This is a genomic window from Sphingomonas oligophenolica (assembly GCF_006438955.1).
Lineage (GTDB): Bacteria > Pseudomonadota > Alphaproteobacteria > Sphingomonadales > Sphingomonadaceae > Sphingomonas > Sphingomonas oligophenolica_A.
This window is the reverse complement of the sequence record NZ_RCZK01000002.1, coordinates 194,588-208,143: the sequence shown is the minus strand read 5'-3', so window position 1 is coordinate 208,143 and position 13,556 is coordinate 194,588. Positions and strand designations below refer to the sequence as shown.

The 13,556-nt window shown below is 68.8% G+C and carries 16 protein-coding genes; 7 read left to right on the top strand and 9 right to left on the bottom strand.

Annotation, left to right across the window (positions count from 1 at the left end; all coding sequences use genetic code 11):
* Nucleotides 1–52: 52 nt before the first annotated feature.
* From EAH84_RS03765 to EAH84_RS03755, 3 genes are read left to right on the top strand one after another with little or no spacing between them, the layout of a single operon-like run.
* Nucleotides 53–439, top strand: coding sequence for a hypothetical protein (locus EAH84_RS03765; RefSeq protein ID WP_241656443.1), 387 nt, complete (start codon nucleotides 53–55; stop codon nucleotides 437–439).
* Complete coding sequence (locus tag EAH84_RS03760) at nucleotides 436–1,803, top strand: NAD(P)H-hydrate dehydratase (RefSeq protein ID WP_140867925.1); 1,368 nt, start codon at nucleotides 436–438, stop codon at nucleotides 1,801–1,803. The genes EAH84_RS03765 and EAH84_RS03760 overlap by 4 nt, the downstream gene beginning before the upstream one ends.
* Nucleotides 1,804–1,844: 41 nt before the next feature.
* Nucleotides 1,845–2,981, top strand: a complete 1,137-nt coding sequence (locus EAH84_RS03755; RefSeq protein ID WP_140868445.1) for a class I SAM-dependent RNA methyltransferase — start codon at nucleotides 1,845–1,847, stop codon at nucleotides 2,979–2,981.
* A gap of 220 nt (nucleotides 2,982–3,201) precedes the next feature.
* Here the strand turns inward: EAH84_RS03755 and truA are convergent, their stop codons facing one another.
* Both truA and fmt read right to left on the bottom strand, forming a co-directional pair.
* Nucleotides 3,202–3,942: a tRNA pseudouridine(38-40) synthase TruA gene (truA, locus tag EAH84_RS03750; protein WP_140867922.1), complete on the bottom strand. Its 741-nt coding sequence runs from the start codon at nucleotides 3,940–3,942 to the stop codon at nucleotides 3,202–3,204.
* Nucleotides 3,943–3,967: 25 nt separating this feature from the next.
* Complete coding sequence (gene fmt / locus EAH84_RS03745; RefSeq protein ID WP_140867919.1) at nucleotides 3,968–4,879, bottom strand: methionyl-tRNA formyltransferase; 912 nt, start codon at nucleotides 4,877–4,879, stop codon at nucleotides 3,968–3,970.
* A 55-nt stretch (nucleotides 4,880–4,934) separates the two neighbouring features.
* Here fmt and recR point away from each other — a divergent pair, with 55 nt between their 5' ends.
* The 4 genes from recR to EAH84_RS03725 all read left to right on the top strand — a co-directional run bounded on the left by recR (nucleotide 4,935) and on the right by EAH84_RS03725 (nucleotide 7,989).
* Nucleotides 4,935–5,531, top strand: a complete 597-nt coding sequence (gene recR / locus EAH84_RS03740) for a recombination mediator RecR (RefSeq protein WP_140867916.1) — start codon at nucleotides 4,935–4,937, stop codon at nucleotides 5,529–5,531.
* Between the two features lie 81 nt (nucleotides 5,532–5,612).
* Nucleotides 5,613–6,137, top strand: coding sequence for a peptide deformylase (gene def / locus EAH84_RS03735; RefSeq protein ID WP_140867913.1), 525 nt, complete (start codon nucleotides 5,613–5,615; stop codon nucleotides 6,135–6,137).
* A gap of 120 nt (nucleotides 6,138–6,257) precedes the next feature.
* Nucleotides 6,258–7,598 carry a DNA recombination protein RmuC gene (locus EAH84_RS03730; RefSeq protein ID WP_140867910.1) on the top strand — a complete coding sequence of 447 codons (1,341 nt, stop codon included), beginning with the start codon at nucleotides 6,258–6,260 and terminating at the stop codon, nucleotides 7,596–7,598.
* A gap of 4 nt (nucleotides 7,599–7,602) precedes the next feature.
* On the top strand, nucleotides 7,603–7,989 hold the full coding sequence (locus EAH84_RS03725; RefSeq protein ID WP_140867908.1) for a VOC family protein: 387 nt from the start codon (nucleotides 7,603–7,605) through the stop codon (nucleotides 7,987–7,989).
* Nucleotides 7,990–8,205: 216 nt separating this feature from the next.
* Here EAH84_RS03725 and EAH84_RS03720 read toward each other — a convergent pair whose 3' ends face one another.
* The 7 genes from EAH84_RS03720 to EAH84_RS03690 all read right to left on the bottom strand — a co-directional run bounded on the left by EAH84_RS03720 (nucleotide 8,206) and on the right by EAH84_RS03690 (nucleotide 13,452).
* Entirely contained in the window at nucleotides 8,206–9,003 is a 798-nt protein-coding gene (locus tag EAH84_RS03720; RefSeq protein WP_140867905.1) for a TrmH family RNA methyltransferase, read from the bottom strand.
* 117 nt (nucleotides 9,004–9,120) lie between these two features.
* The gene (locus EAH84_RS03715; RefSeq protein ID WP_140867902.1) at nucleotides 9,121–9,393 is read right to left on the bottom strand and encodes an HPr family phosphocarrier protein; all 273 of its coding nucleotides are present in this window, start codon (nucleotides 9,391–9,393) and stop codon (nucleotides 9,121–9,123) included.
* A complete protein-coding gene (locus EAH84_RS03710) occupies nucleotides 9,390–9,797 on the bottom strand; it encodes a PTS sugar transporter subunit IIA (protein ID WP_140867899.1) in 408 nt (135 codons plus the stop codon). The genes EAH84_RS03715 and EAH84_RS03710 overlap by 4 nt, the downstream gene beginning before the upstream one ends.
* 17 nt (nucleotides 9,798–9,814) lie before the next feature.
* Nucleotides 9,815–10,738, bottom strand: coding sequence for an RNase adapter RapZ (rapZ, locus tag EAH84_RS03705; RefSeq protein ID WP_140867896.1), 924 nt, complete (start codon nucleotides 10,736–10,738; stop codon nucleotides 9,815–9,817).
* Nucleotides 10,735–11,181 (bottom strand): HPr kinase/phosphorylase, encoded by a 447-nt coding sequence (locus EAH84_RS03700; protein WP_241656442.1) that lies wholly within the window; start codon nucleotides 11,179–11,181, stop codon nucleotides 10,735–10,737. The genes rapZ and EAH84_RS03700 overlap by 4 nt, the downstream gene beginning before the upstream one ends.
* Nucleotides 11,178–12,779, bottom strand: a complete 1,602-nt coding sequence (locus EAH84_RS03695; protein ID WP_140867893.1) for a sensor histidine kinase — start codon at nucleotides 12,777–12,779, stop codon at nucleotides 11,178–11,180. The genes EAH84_RS03700 and EAH84_RS03695 overlap by 4 nt, the downstream gene beginning before the upstream one ends.
* The gene (locus tag EAH84_RS03690; RefSeq protein ID WP_140867890.1) at nucleotides 12,748–13,452 is read right to left on the bottom strand and encodes a response regulator transcription factor; all 705 of its coding nucleotides are present in this window, start codon (nucleotides 13,450–13,452) and stop codon (nucleotides 12,748–12,750) included. The genes EAH84_RS03695 and EAH84_RS03690 overlap by 32 nt, the downstream gene beginning before the upstream one ends.
* Nucleotides 13,453–13,556 lie beyond the last annotated feature (104 nt).

Below are 13,556 nucleotides of genomic sequence, written 5' to 3'. Positions count from 1 at the left end.
GAAGCACGTGGAGATTACGCCCTTCGACATGCTCAGGGCGAACGGGAGAAAAGTGGCTGGCTTAGGCGCTCTCCTCCTCGCCGCCTGCGGCACCCCGGCCAGCCAGACCGCCGACCCGACGATCCCCGCCGCCGCCGAAGCGCGACAGCGCGCCGCCGCCGAGGACGATGGCCACATCCTCTGCGCACACCGCAACGCGCCGCTCGCGCGCACCTGCACCGTCGATCTCACCACCGACGATCGCGGCCTGATCCTGACGCTGCGCCACCCCGACGGCAGGTTTCATCGCCTGCTCGTGACGCATGACGGTCGCGGCGTCGTCGCGGCGGATGGCGCGGGCTATGCGCTGGTCAGCATCGTCCGCAGCGACGGGATCGAGGTCACGATGGGTGGCGACCGCTATCACCTGCCCACGACGATCGGCACCTCCGCGTCATGACGCCACTCGACGGCACCCCCGTGCTCACCGCCGCCCAGATGCGCGATGCCGAGGAGGCCACCGGCGTCTCGGTCGAGGATCTGATGCACCGCGCCGGCACCGGGATCGCCACCGCGCTCCGCCGCCTCGCCGCGGGCAGGGAGGTGCTGATCCTCTGCGGCCCCGGCAACAACGGCGGTGACGGCTATGTCGCCGCGAACTTGCTGGCGGCGGCGGGGCTCTCCGTCCGCGTCGCTGCGCTCGCCGAACCCAGGAGTGCCGCCGCGATCAAGGCACGCGACGGCTGGGGCGGCGCGGTCGAGGATGTCGCCGACGCCGCGCCCGCCGCGATCCTCGTCGACGCGTTGTTCGGCACCGGCCTCTCGCGCCCGCTCGACGACGCGATCGCAAACCGGCTCCACGAACTCCAGGCCACCGCGCAGTTCAGCATCGCGGTCGATCTGCCCAGCGGCCTCGCCACCGACGACGGGGCGGTGCTGACCCGCCCCCCGGCGTTCGACGTCACGCTCGCACTCGGTGCCGCCAAGCCGTCGCACCTGCTCCAGCCCGCCGCGCGCTATTGCGGCGCGGTCCGCCTGCTTGATATCGGTCTTGGCGCGGCGGGGCAGGAGCGGGTGCTCGCCGCGCCTGCGCTCCGCGATCCCGGTCCCGATTCGCACAAATACACCCGCGGTCTCGTCGCGATCGTCCCCGGCGCGATGCCCGGTGCCGCCGAGCTCGCGAGCATCGCCGCGCTCCGGAGTGGGGCGGGCTATGTCCTGCTCCTCACCGACGCCCCCGGCAGCCCCCACGCGATCGTCCGCCGCGCGTGGCGCGACGACGCGCTCGACGACGCGCGGATCGGCGCGGTTCTGATCGGCCCCGGTCTCGGCCGCGACGCGCAGGCGCAGCACCGCCTCGACACCGCGCTCGCCACGCCGCATAGGTTCGTGATCGACGGCGACGCGCTCCATCTCGTGACGCCCGATCGCCTCGCCACCCTCAAGGAACTCGCCATTCTCACCCCTCATTCGGGCGAATTCGACGCGCTGTTCGGCACGTCCGATATCAGCAAGATCGACCGCACCCGCCGCGCCGCCGCCCGCGCCAACGCGATCGTCGTCCACAAGGGCGCCGACACCGTCATCGCCGCCCCCGACGGTCGCGTCGCGATCGCAGCCCACGCCAGCGACTGGCTCTCGACCGCGGGCACCGGCGATGTCCTCGCCGGCGCGATCGCGGCGATGCGCGCGGGGCTGCCCGATGCGTTCGAGGCCGCCTGCGCTGGGGTCTGGCTCCACGCCGACGCCGCGCGCCGCTGCGACAAGGCATTCATCGCCGACGACTTGGCCGTCGCGCTTACTGCTGCGCGCGGCGCGCTGTGAGCGACGGCCTCATCGTCCGCGTGGCCGCGCGGGGTGACGGCATGACCGTGGACGGTCGCCACGCTGCGCTGTCCGCGCCGGGCGACACGCTGACCGAAGACGGCAAGGTTATCCCCGGCCCGCACCACCAGACCCCGCCGTGCCGCCATTTCCCGACCTGCGGCGGCTGCCAGCTCCAGCATCTCGACGATGCTGCCTACGCCGATTTCGTCGTTGACCGGATCGCCTCGACGCTCGATTCGCAAGGGCTCACCGCAACGATCCGCGCGCCCCTGATCTCGCCGCCGCGCACCCGCCGCCGCGCGACCCTCCATGCCGAGGGCAAGGGCAGGGTGGCACTGGGCTTTACCGAGGCGAGCAGTCACACGATCGTCGATATCCAGGAATGCCACATCCTCGCGCCCGCGTTGTTCGCGGTCGTTGCCCCGTTGCGTAAATTGCTCGCGCAGCTCGGGCTGAAGCGTCGCGCCGACGTCCACCTGACGCTCGCCGACCAAGGCCCCGACATTCTCGTCACCCGCCTCGCCGCCGAAGGGCTCAAGGCCGCCGACGCGATCGTCGATTTCTGTACCCGCCACGGCGTCGCGCGCTTCGCGGTCGACGATGGCCTCGGTCCCGAAACCCGGTGGGAGCCTGAACCGCTCACGATCACGCTCGGTGGCCTGCCCGTGCCGCTCCCGCACGCTTCGTTCCTCCAGGCGACCGCCGAGGGGGAGGCGGCACTCGTCGCCGCGGTCCTCGACGCGGTCGGCAATCCCGCGACCACCGCCGACCTGTTTTCGGGGCTCGGCACCTTCGCGCTCGCGCTCCCCGGCAAGGTCTATGCCGCCGAGGGCGCGCGCGATGCCGGCGGCGCGCTCAGGGCCGCCGCGCACCGCGTCCAGCGCCCGGTCTTGGTCGACCATCGCGACCTCTACCGCCGCCCGCTCACCGTGGCGGAGCTCGACCGGTTTGCCGCGGTGATCCTCGATCCACCACGCGCGGGCGCGCGCGAACAGACCGAGGCGCTCGCCGCCTGCCACGCCCCCGTCATCGCCTATGTATCTTGTAATCCCAGCAGCTTCGCACGTGATGCGAGGATACTGTGCGAAGCTGGCTGGCGGATCGACTGGATCCAACCGGTAGGCCAGTTCCGCTGGTCGACGCATGTCGAACTCGCGGCTAGGTTCGTAAGATAGTTTTCGCGCGACGACGCTAAGATGCCAAAAAGGGAAGAGATTTCGCGCAGAGGCGCAGAGAGCGCAGAGGCCTTGCGCGTCAGCGCAGCTGTATTCATTATCATCAGGTTGGAAGGGCGCTCGTGCGCTGAATAAACCCTCTGCGTCCTCTGCGCCTCTGCGCGAACAAATTCTTCTCTTCGCGTCTTCGCGGCTTAGCGCGAACATCCCTTCTTCACCCTCACGGATACACCGCCCTCACGAAGAACAACCCGTCAGGCGGCGCATTCAGCCCCAGCCTCGCGCGATCCCGCGCCGCCAGCGCCTCCGCCAGATCGTCGCAAGACCACCGCCCCATCCCGACCATCGCCAGGCACCCGACCATCGATCGCACCTGGTGATGAAGGAACGACCGCGCCGCCGCCTTCACGACGATCCGTTCGCCGTCGCGGGCCACGTCGAGCAGATCGAGCGTCCGTACCGGGCTATCCGCCTGGCAATGCGCCGATCGGAACGTCGTGAAGTCATGCCGCCCGACCAACACTTGCGCCGTGGCGTGCATCGCGTCGGCGTCGAGCGGCTGCGGGACCTGCCACGCCAGCCCCGCCTCCCACGTTAGCGGCGCACGCCGCGTCACGATCCGATATTCATACGCGCGCGCCAGGCAAGAAAACCGCGCATGCCAGTCGTCGGGGACGACCGTGCACGCCAGCACCGCGACCGACCGCGGCCGCACCAGCGCATTCAGCGCCTCCATCAACCGAAACGCCGCGACCGGCTTGGCGATATCGACATGCGCGCGCATCGCCAGCGCGTGGACCCCCGCGTCGGTCCGCCCCGCGGCGTGCACCGCGGTCCGCTCGCCGGTCATCGCGAACACCGCCTCTTCGAGCGCCTGCTGGACGCTCGGCCCGTGGTTCTGCCGCTGCCACCCCATGAAGGGGCGCCCGTCATATTCCAGCGTCAGCGCGAAGCGCGTCACACCAATGTCCTCAACGCGAAGCGCGTCACGCCAGTTCGCTGCCGCTCGGGATCGGAAAGCCGCGGAGCAGCTCGGCCGCGCTCGTCACCCCGCGCCCCGCGCGCTGGACCAGCGTCGGGCGGATCGCGCCGTCCCCGCACGCGATCGTCAGCGCCCCGTCGACGACATCGCCCGGCACCTGGAAGGTGAAGGGCAGCACGTCCGCCGCCAGCACCTTCACGCGCTCGCCGGAAAACTCGAACCAGGCCCCCGGTGCCGGGTTCATCGCGCGCACCAGCCGCTCGACCTCGTCTGCGGACTTCGCGAAATCGATCTGCGCCTCGGCCTTGTCGACCTTGGCGGCATAGGTCAGCCCGTCCGCATCCTGCGCCACCGCCGGATGCGCCGCGAGATCGCCGAGCACCTCGACCATCAGCCGCGCGCCGAGCGTCGCTAGTTCGGCGGTGAGCTCACCCGCGGTCTTGCCGTCGATCGGCGTCCGCCCCTCGATCCGCACCGGCCCGGTATCGAGCTCCGCCTCCATCTGCATGATCCCGACCCCGGTTTCGGTATCCCCGGCGAGGATCGCGCGCTGCACCGGCGCTGCGCCGCGCCAGCGCGGCAACAGCGAGCCATGGACGTTGAGGCAGCCATGCACCGGCGCCTCGAGCACCGCGCGCGGCAGGATCAGCCCATAGGCCGCGACCACCCCGACCTGCGCGCCGAGGGCCGCAAACCCCGCCTGCTCGTCCGCACCTTTCAACGACGTGGGCGCGCGCACCGCGATCCCCAGGTCCTCGGCGCGGCGCTGGACGGGGGAGGGGACCAGCTCGCGCCCGCGCCGTCCGCCGGGCCGCGGCGGCTGGGTATAGACCGCGACCAGGTCGTGCCCCGCCGCGACCAGCGCGTCGAGCGTCGGCACCGCGAAGTCCGGCGTGCCCATGAAGATGATCCGCATGGGGGACGCTTCAACGCGCTGGCGCGGCCCGGCGCAACCCCCTATCTGTTCTCCGATGGCGTCCCCCGAAATCGAAGCGCTGACCCAGGCGCTCGCCCGGCTCCCCGGCCTCGGCCCGCGCTCGGCGCGGCGCGCGGTGCTCCATTTGCTCAAGAAGCGCGAAGGCGCGCTCGGGCCGTTGCGCGCCGCGCTCGAGGCGGTCGACGAACGCCTCGAGACCTGCAGCGTCTGCGGCAACGTCGACACAACTAACCCCTGCGCGGTCTGCGCCGACCCGCGCCGCGACCAGCGCTCGCTCTGCGTCGTCGAGGAGGTCGCGGACCTCTGGGCACTCGATCGCGCGCGGCTCTTTCCCGGTCGTTTCCACGTCCTCGGCGGACGTCTGTCCGCGCTCGAAGGCATCCGCCCCGAAGACCTCGGCATCGATACCCTCGTCCGCCGGATCGAGGCGGGCGGGATCGACGAGGTCGTCCTCGCGATGAATGCCACTCTCGAAGGCCAGACTACCGCGCATTACGTTGCCGAACGGATCGAACGTTTTGCGGTGCGGGTGACGCAACTCGCGCACGGCCTGCCAGTGGGGGGTGAACTCGACTATCTCGACGAAGGCACGCTCGCCCAGGCGCTCAGGGCAAGGCGGCCGGTCGCTTGACCAAATCCTCCCCCGGGCAGGGGAGGAATCAGCGGATTGCGAACCTTGACGCCCACCCCCCATAAAACTAGCGCACCCGGCATGGCCGTCCTCGAAATCGTCGAAATCCCCGATCCCCGCCTCCGCCTCGTGTCCAAGCCGGTCGCGACGGTCGACGACGCCACCCGCGGGCTTGTCGCCGACATGATCGAGACGATGTACGCCGCCAACGGCATCGGCCTCGCCGCGATCCAGGTCGGGGTGGAGTCGCGCGTCCTCGTCATCGATCTCCAAGGCGAGGAGGATGAGGACGGCAAGCCGATCCGTGATCCGCGCGTCTACATCAACCCCGAGATCCTCGCGGTGTCGGACGCGCTGGCCAGCTACAACGAAGGCTGCCTGTCGATCCCCGAACAATATGCCGAGGTCGAACGCCCCGCCACCTGCCGCGTGACCTGGCTCGACGAAACCGGCGCGACGCATGACGAGACGCTCGACGGCCTGCTCGCGACCTGCATGCAGCACGAAATCGATCATCTGAACGGCGTGCTGTTCATCGATCACATCAGCCGCCTCAAGCGCCAGATGCTGCTCAAGAAGCTCGACAAGCAGCGCAAGGCGGCGTGACGCGCGATTAAGGGCTGACGCGCGGCGTCGTTCGTTCTATGTTCCTGCGATGTCCGTACCTCACTCAACCCCGTTCGCCCTGAGCCTGTCGAAGCGCGCGCGCCCCTTGGGAGGCGCAGCATGACCGAACTCGTCCTCGTCGCCGTCCTCGCGCTTGCGATCGGCGCGCTCACCGGCTGGCTCGCCGCCAGCCGCCGCACCAGCAGCCTCGCCAGCGATCTCGCGGTCGCACAGAGCCGCGCCGCCGATGCCGAACTCGTCCGCCAGGCGCGCGACGCGGTCGAGGCCGAACGCAACGAAGCGCAGCGCGATCTCGCCGCCTTCCGTGCGCAGGCCACCGAACGCGACGCCGCCCACGCCCGCGCGATCGAATCGCTCAACACGCAATTCGCCACCGCCGCCGACAAGGCACTCGAAGCTGCACAGACCCGCTTCCTCGAACGCGCCGACGCGCGGTTCAAACAGTCGGAGGAACTCACCGGGCGCAACCTCAAATCGATGCTCCAGCCGGTCAGCGAGCGGCTCCAACGGTACGAGGAAGCGGTCGGCAAGGTCGAGATCGAGCGTCAGGGCGCGTTCGACCAGCTGAAGGGCCAACTCGAAGGCTTGCGCGTCGGCCAGGAAAAGGTCTCGAGCGAGGCCGCCAAGCTCGTCAATTCCCTCCGCAACGCGCCCAAATCGCGCGGCCGCTGGGGCGAGCAGCAATTGAAAAACGTCCTCGAAACCTGCGGCCTGTCCGAACACACCGATTTCCAGACCGAAGTCAGCGTTGCGGGCGACGACGGCGCGCGGCTCCGCCCCGACGCGATCGTTCGCGTGCCCGGCGGGCGCAGCCTCGTCATCGACGCCAAGGTGTCCTTGAACGCCTATCAGGACGCGTTCGGCGCGGTCGATGAGGACGAACGCACCCGCGGGCTCAACGCTCACGCCGCCTCGATGCGCGCCCACGTCAACGGCCTCGGCAACAAGGCCTATTGGAGCCAGTTCAAGGACGCGCCCGATTACGTCATCATGTTCGTCCCCGGCGAACATTTCCTCTCCGCGGCGCTCGAACACGATCCCACCCTCTGGGATTTCGCGTTCGAAAAGCGCGTGTTGCTCGCGACTCCTACCAACCTCATCGCGATCGCGCGCACCGTCGACGCGGTCTGGCGGCAGGAGAAGATGGCCAAACAGGCGCAGGAAATCGGCGCGTTGGGAAAAGAGATGCATGATCGTCTCGCCGTGGCTGCGGAGCATATGCGTGTTGTCGGTGGCGGGCTGAGCACAGCGGTCAAGCGCTACAATGATTTTGTTGGCTCATTCGAGCGCAATGTCTTGAGCACGGGGCGCAAATTCAAAGAGTTGAACATCGAATCTACCGCGAAGGAAATTCCTGAATTACCCCCGGTCGAGGCGCTGGCGCGGTACGGGGAGGGGCCGACGCTGTTGGCGGCGAACCAGGGCGACGCAGCGGAGTAGCGCGATGATCGATCATGTCACTTTTGGCGTGTCGGACTACAAACGATCGGTAAGCTTCTACGATCGCGCGTTTCTGCCACTCGGGGTGACGCGGTTGTTCGAGGTGCCGCCCGAGCATGGCGACGGCGTCCGGATTGCGGGCTATGGCGACACCCGTCCCTGGTTGTGGATCGCGGAACACGACGTCACCCGCGGCAAGCTCCACATCGCACTATCTGCGACAAGCCGGGGCGCGGTCGACGCGTTCCATCGCGAAGCCTTGCTCGCAGGCGGCCGCGACAACGGCGCCCCCGGACTGCGACCGGACTATCATGCCGGTTACTACGGTGCCTTCGTCCTCGATCCCGACGGCAACAACATCGAGGCGGTGCATGGCAATGGCGACGTGTAGTGCGTGAGGACATCACGGTGGCGCGATGCGCCTGCCACGATCGCAAGAAACTCCTCCCCCGGCAGAGGGAGGTGGGCCGCGCTAGCGGGTCGGAGGGGGAGGGAAGCGGCCAAGTATCGCCCTGTGCCCGCCCCCTCCGTCAGCCTGACGACTGCCACCTCCCCCTGGCGGGGGAGGATTTGTCGACACCGACCGATTTCGACATGTCATTCCGCCCTAACGGCGTTGCCCCAGCACCTCATACGCCATCACTGCGGTCGCGACGGCGGCGTTGAGGCTGTCGGCCTTGCCGAGCATCGGCAGCTTGACCAGCACGTCGCACGCCGCGGCCATCTCGGGCGGCATCCCCTGCGCCTCGTTGCCGGTCAGCAGGAAGGTCGGCGCGGCATAGGTGGCGTCGCGATAGCTCGTGTCGGTGTCGAGGCTCAGCCCCGCCAACTGGCCCGGTCCCGCGCGCAGCCACGCATGGAACGCGTCGAATTCGCATCGCACCACCGGCACCGTGAACAGCGCCCCCATGCTCGCGCGCACCGCCTCGACCGAGAAGGGATCGACGCACTCGCCGATCAGGATCAGCGCACCCGCGGCCACCGCATCGCCGGTGCGCAGGATCGTCCCGAGATTGCCCGGATCGCGTAAGCGTTCGGCGACCAGCCAGATGTCGGCGCTGGTTCGGTCGAGATCGGCGAGGCGCACCTCGAATTCGTCGAACACGCCGACCACCGCTTGCGGGTTATCCTTCCCCGACAGCTTCGCCAGGATATCGGGGGTGGTCTGGATACAGTCGCCGCCGGCTTCCTCGACATCCATCGACAGCGCGTGGACCAGCGGGTGATCCGCGCTGGCGGCGGCGTAGAACAGGATCGTCGGCAGCCGCGCGGTCTCGCGCGCCTCGGTCAGGATCCGCAAGCCTTCCGCCAGGAACTGCCGCGCCGCGCGCCGATGCCGCTTGTCGCGCAGGTCGCGCGCATATTTGACGAGCGGGTTGGAAAAGGCGGTGATCTCGCGGGGCATGGTACCGTGGCCGTAGCCCTAGCCGAAGGCTAGGGGAAGGCGGACTAACGGCACCCGGCCGACGGGGCTCAAGCCCCGATCGACGACGCGGCTTTACCGCGGCGTGGCCGTGATCGCTCAATCCTCGCCGAACTTCGCCTCGACCAGATCGACGAGCGTCGTCACCGCCCCCTCCGCGCCATCACCCGCGGCGCTGATCGTGATCTCGTCGCCCATCGCCGCGCCGAGCATCATCAGTCCCATGATCGACGTGCCGGTCACGGTGCCCGCGCCCGCCTTCGTCACCGAAATCTCGACCGGCTGGGTCGCGGCGAGCGTCACGAACTTCGCGCTCGCGCGGGCGTGGAGACCGCGGCGATTGGCAATGGTGACCCGGCGATCGACGCTCACGCCGCGGCCTCGCCCAGGACTTCGGAAGCGACGGTGATATATTTGCGCCCCGCCTCGCGCGCCGCGGCGACCGCTTCGCCGACCTTCATCGCTTTGCGCGCCGAGCCCAGCCGGATCAGCATCGGCAGGTTCATCCCCGCGATCACCTCGACCCGCCCGCGCTCCATCAACGAGATCGCGAGGTTGGACGGCGTTCCCCCGAACAGGTCGGTCAGCACGATCACCCCGCGGCCGACGTCGACCTCGGCAATCGCGGCCGCGATGTCGGCGCGGCGTTCTTCCATATCGTCGTCGGCGCCGATCGCGATCGTCGCGACCGCCTCCTGCGGCCCGACCACGTGGATCATCGCGGTCACGAATTCCTCGGCCAGCCGACCGTGCGTCACCAGTACCAGGCCGATCATGTCAGACGTCGTTCCACTCATTTGGTCGCCGGGGACCCTTCCAGCGAGTCCTGCGGCGCTGCCCCCAGATCGCGATGCACGATGGTGGGCGAAAATCCCTGATCGCGCAACCGCGACCCGATCCGGGTCGCGACATGTACCGACCGGTGTCTCCCTCCGGTACACCCGATCGCGACGGTAACATAGGCCTTCCCTTCGGCGCGATAGCGCGGGATCAGCAGTTCGAGCAGCGCCTCGATCTGGCCGATCGCCGCGTCATACGCGGGGTCCGCGGCGACATAGGCGGCGACGTCGGGGTCAAGCCCGGTGCCGGCGCGCAGCGCGGGCTCCCAATGCGGATTGCGCAGGAAGCGCATGTCGAACACCAGATCGGCGTTGCGCGGCAATCCGCGCGCGAAACCGAACGAAATCACTGACAGCGTCGGGCCTTCGGCGTCGCGTTCGAACGTCGCGCGGATCTGCTGCGCGAGGTCGTTGGCGCGCAAATTGGTGGTGTCGATCAGCCGGTTCGCCCAATCGCGCAGCGGCGCGAGCAATTCGCGCTCGCGCGCGATCCCGTCGCTCGCCAGCCGATCGGGTGCAAGCGGATGGCGCCGCCGCGTTTCCGAATAACGCCGTTCGAGCTCGGTGCCCGCGCAGTCGAGGAACAGCATCCCGACGTCATGGCCGTGGTGATCGCGCAACGCACGGATGCGACGGATCACGCGATCGGGATCGAAGTCGCGCGTCCGCGGGCCAAGCCCGACCGCAAGCGGCAGAGCATCGCTCACCGTTCCTTCTGGGAGCGGTGCATCGAGCAACCGATCGAGCAACCGCAGCGGCAAATTGTCGACGGTTTCCCACCCCAGATCCTCGAGCGTGTTGAGTACGGTCGACTTGCCCGCCCCCGACATGCCGGTGACGATCAGGATGTCTTTGCCGAGGCCGAGCGCCGCGCTCATCCGGGGGTCGCCTCGGGCTGGCGCAGCGCGAGTTCGACCAGGATCGGCGCGGAGGCGGGGCGAGGATCGACCAGAACCTCGCGGGCTTCGACTCCGGCGATCAGCCGAGCGCGGCGTTCGGGCATCCGCGGCACATCATGGTCCAATCGGACGACGAGCGCGAGCGGTACATCGTCGGCGTACGGCACCGCGACGATGCCGACTCCGCGTACCTCCATCCGCGCGCGAACCGCGGCCGGGATCGAATCGGGCGTACGCACCCGCAGCACCCCGCCAACGCGCACAATCAGCGTGATGTCGTCGCTGATCAGCGCCGCGCCGCGGTCGATCAGCCGGAGCGCGAGGTCGGATTTGCCCGATCCGCTCGGCCCCTCGATCACGACCGCCTGCCCGTCGATCGCGACGCTGGTCGCGTGGAGCGATTCGGATGAGATGGTTGTCACACGCGCTCCTGGTGAAGATCCGCCACCGGCAAGCGGACGACGAACCGGGCACCGCCCAACCTGTCCTCGCGCGATTCGACGACGATCGACCCTTGATGCCCCTCGACGATCGTCCGTGCAATGGCGAGGCCCAGTCCCGAATGCTGGCCGAACGCCTCGCTGGCGGGGCGCACCGACTGAAACCGCCGAAAGATCGTGTCGCGTGCGTCCTCTGGCACCCCGGGACCTTCGTCTTCGACCCGGATCACGATCTCGCCCGACTCCGCGCCGGTGCCGCGTGACGCCGACAGCACGATCTCGCCGTCATCGGGCGAGAAGGAGAGCGCGTTGTCGATCAGATTCTCGAACACCCGCTCCAGCCGCGCGCCTTCGCCGAGGGTCACGAGCTCGGGCTGGTCATGGTCGAACCGGATCACGATGCCACGCTCGACCCCGCGCTGGTGGCGCTGCGCGACCAGCCCCGCGATCATCGCGACCAGATCGACGGGCTCGAACTCGGCGCGGCTGAGCTGTGCGTCGAGCCGCGAGGCTTCCGAAATGTCGGTGATCAGCCGATCGAGCCGCAGCACGTCGTCGCGGACGATCGCCAGCAACCGGTCGCGCAAGGCGGGATCGCTGACCTGCCCGAGGCCTTCGACCGCGGAACGCAGCGAGGCGAGCGGGTTCTTCATCTCGTGCGTCACGTCGGCGGCGAACGCCTCGGTCGCGTCGATCCGCGCGCGCAACGCCAGACTCATGTCGGACAGCGCGCGCGCCAGGCTGCCGATTTCGTCGCGGCGCGAGGGCAGGCGAGGGACGACGACTTCGCGCGCGCGCCCCAGCCTGACCCGGACCGCGGCACGCGCCAGCCGCCGCAACGGGCGCACGATCGTCCGCGCCAGGAACAGCGACAACAGGATCGAGATGATCGCGACCGACAACAGCACGAGGCTCAACCGATAGCGTTCGATCCGGACGGTCTGCGTGATGTCGCGCGCGTTGACCGTCGTCATCAGCACCGCGCCGTGCGGCAACGGCGCGGCGGCGGTGATCACGGGGGTGCGATCGGGCGCGCGCCAGATCGTGGTCGAGACGACGCGGTCGCGCCGCGCCCTGGCGACATCGGGCCAGTCGCGGGCATCGCGGCGTTCGCGATACAAGGGCGCGCGCGCGGCGTTGACGACGGTGTCGATCACCGCGTCGAGGAATCGCGCGATGCTCTGGCCGAGCGGCTGCTTGTCGGGATCGAGCAACAGGAAATTGCGCACGCCGAGCGCCCGGCTGTCGATCGCGGTACCGCCGTCGGCGTCGAACACGCGGACGCGCGTGCCGGTGTCGTCGGCGAGCCGCAGGATCAGCGCATCGCGTTGCGCGGGTGCCACCATCGCGAGCGATTCCGCGATCAGCCGCGCCTCGCGGCTCGTCTGCGCGATCCGGCTGTCGACGATCCGGCTGCGGTAGGATTCGAGATAGAAGAACCCACCCGCGAGCAGCAGCAGCGCGAGGATGTTGACCGCCAGGATCCGCCGGGTAAGCGAGATCTGCCCCGACCAGCGAAGCGCCAGGTCGCCGCCGATCCCGGGCGAATCATTCCTCGGAAAAGCGATAACCGGCGCCATAGAGGGTTTCGATCGCATCGAAGTCGGGATCGACCTGGCGGAACTTGCGCCGCAGCCGCTTGATGTGGCTGTCGATCGTGCGATCGTCGACGTAGATATCGTCCTGATACGCCGCGTCCATCAACTGGTTGCGCGTCTTCACGATGCCCGATCGTTGCGCCAGCGTCTCGAGGATCAGGAATTCGGTGACGGTCAGCGTGACCGGCTCGCCGCCCCACAAGGTGCGGTGCCGGGCGGGGTCCATCGTCAGCCGCCCGCGTTCGAGCGGGCCCGCGACCGGCGCATCGCCCTCGGCGCTTTGCTGGACGACCTCGACCCGGCGCAGGATCGCCTTGATCCGCGCGATCAGCAGCCGCTGGCTGAACGGCTTGGCGATATAATCGTCCGCGCCCATCGCCAGGCCCAGCGCCTCGTCGAGCTCGTCGTCCTTGCTGGTCAGGAAGATGACTGGAATGGCACTCTTCTCGCGCAGCCGACGGAGCAGTTCCAGCCCGTCCATCCGCGGCATCTTGATGTCGAAGATCGCCAGATCGGGCGGGTTGTCGATCAACGCCTTTAGCGCGGTGTCGCCATCGGCATAGACGCGGGTCAGGAACCCCTCGGTCTGGAGCGCGATCGAGACCGACGTCAGGATGTTGCGGTCGTCATCGACCAGCGCGATCGTCGCGGTCATTGCTGGCGTCCGCTCGTCATCTGCTGGCCCTAATCGAATGGAGCGGATCGCTCAACTAGATCATGTCCGGTTCCGATACGCAGTCCTGATGGACAGCATTGATC

Excerpts from the sequence above, each read along its gene's own strand:
- EAH84_RS03760 (WP_140867925.1), top strand. The coding sequence starts at position 436 with ATGACGCCACTCGACGGCACCCCCGTGCTCACCGCCGCCCAGATGCGC.
- EAH84_RS03755 (WP_140868445.1), top strand. The coding sequence starts at position 1,845 with ATGACCGTGGACGGTCGCCACGCTGCGCTGTCCGCGCCGGGCGACACG.
- fmt (WP_140867919.1), bottom strand. The coding sequence starts at position 4,879 with ATGCGGATCATCTTCATGGGCACGCCGGACTTCGCGGTGCCGACGCTC.
- recR (WP_140867916.1), top strand. The coding sequence starts at position 4,935 with ATGGCGTCCCCCGAAATCGAAGCGCTGACCCAGGCGCTCGCCCGGCTC.
- def (WP_140867913.1), top strand. The coding sequence starts at position 5,613 with ATGGCCGTCCTCGAAATCGTCGAAATCCCCGATCCCCGCCTCCGCCTC.
- EAH84_RS03730 (WP_140867910.1), top strand. The coding sequence starts at position 6,258 with ATGACCGAACTCGTCCTCGTCGCCGTCCTCGCGCTTGCGATCGGCGCG.
- EAH84_RS03725 (WP_140867908.1), top strand. The coding sequence starts at position 7,603 with ATGATCGATCATGTCACTTTTGGCGTGTCGGACTACAAACGATCGGTA.
- EAH84_RS03720 (WP_140867905.1), bottom strand. The coding sequence starts at position 9,003 with ATGCCCCGCGAGATCACCGCCTTTTCCAACCCGCTCGTCAAATATGCG.
- EAH84_RS03710 (WP_140867899.1), bottom strand. The coding sequence starts at position 9,797 with ATGATCGGCCTGGTACTGGTGACGCACGGTCGGCTGGCCGAGGAATTC.
- rapZ (WP_140867896.1), bottom strand. The coding sequence starts at position 10,738 with ATGAGCGCGGCGCTCGGCCTCGGCAAAGACATCCTGATCGTCACCGGC.
- EAH84_RS03695 (WP_140867893.1), bottom strand. The coding sequence starts at position 12,779 with ATGGCGCCGGTTATCGCTTTTCCGAGGAATGATTCGCCCGGGATCGGC.
- EAH84_RS03690 (WP_140867890.1), bottom strand. The coding sequence starts at position 13,452 with ATGACCGCGACGATCGCGCTGGTCGATGACGACCGCAACATCCTGACG.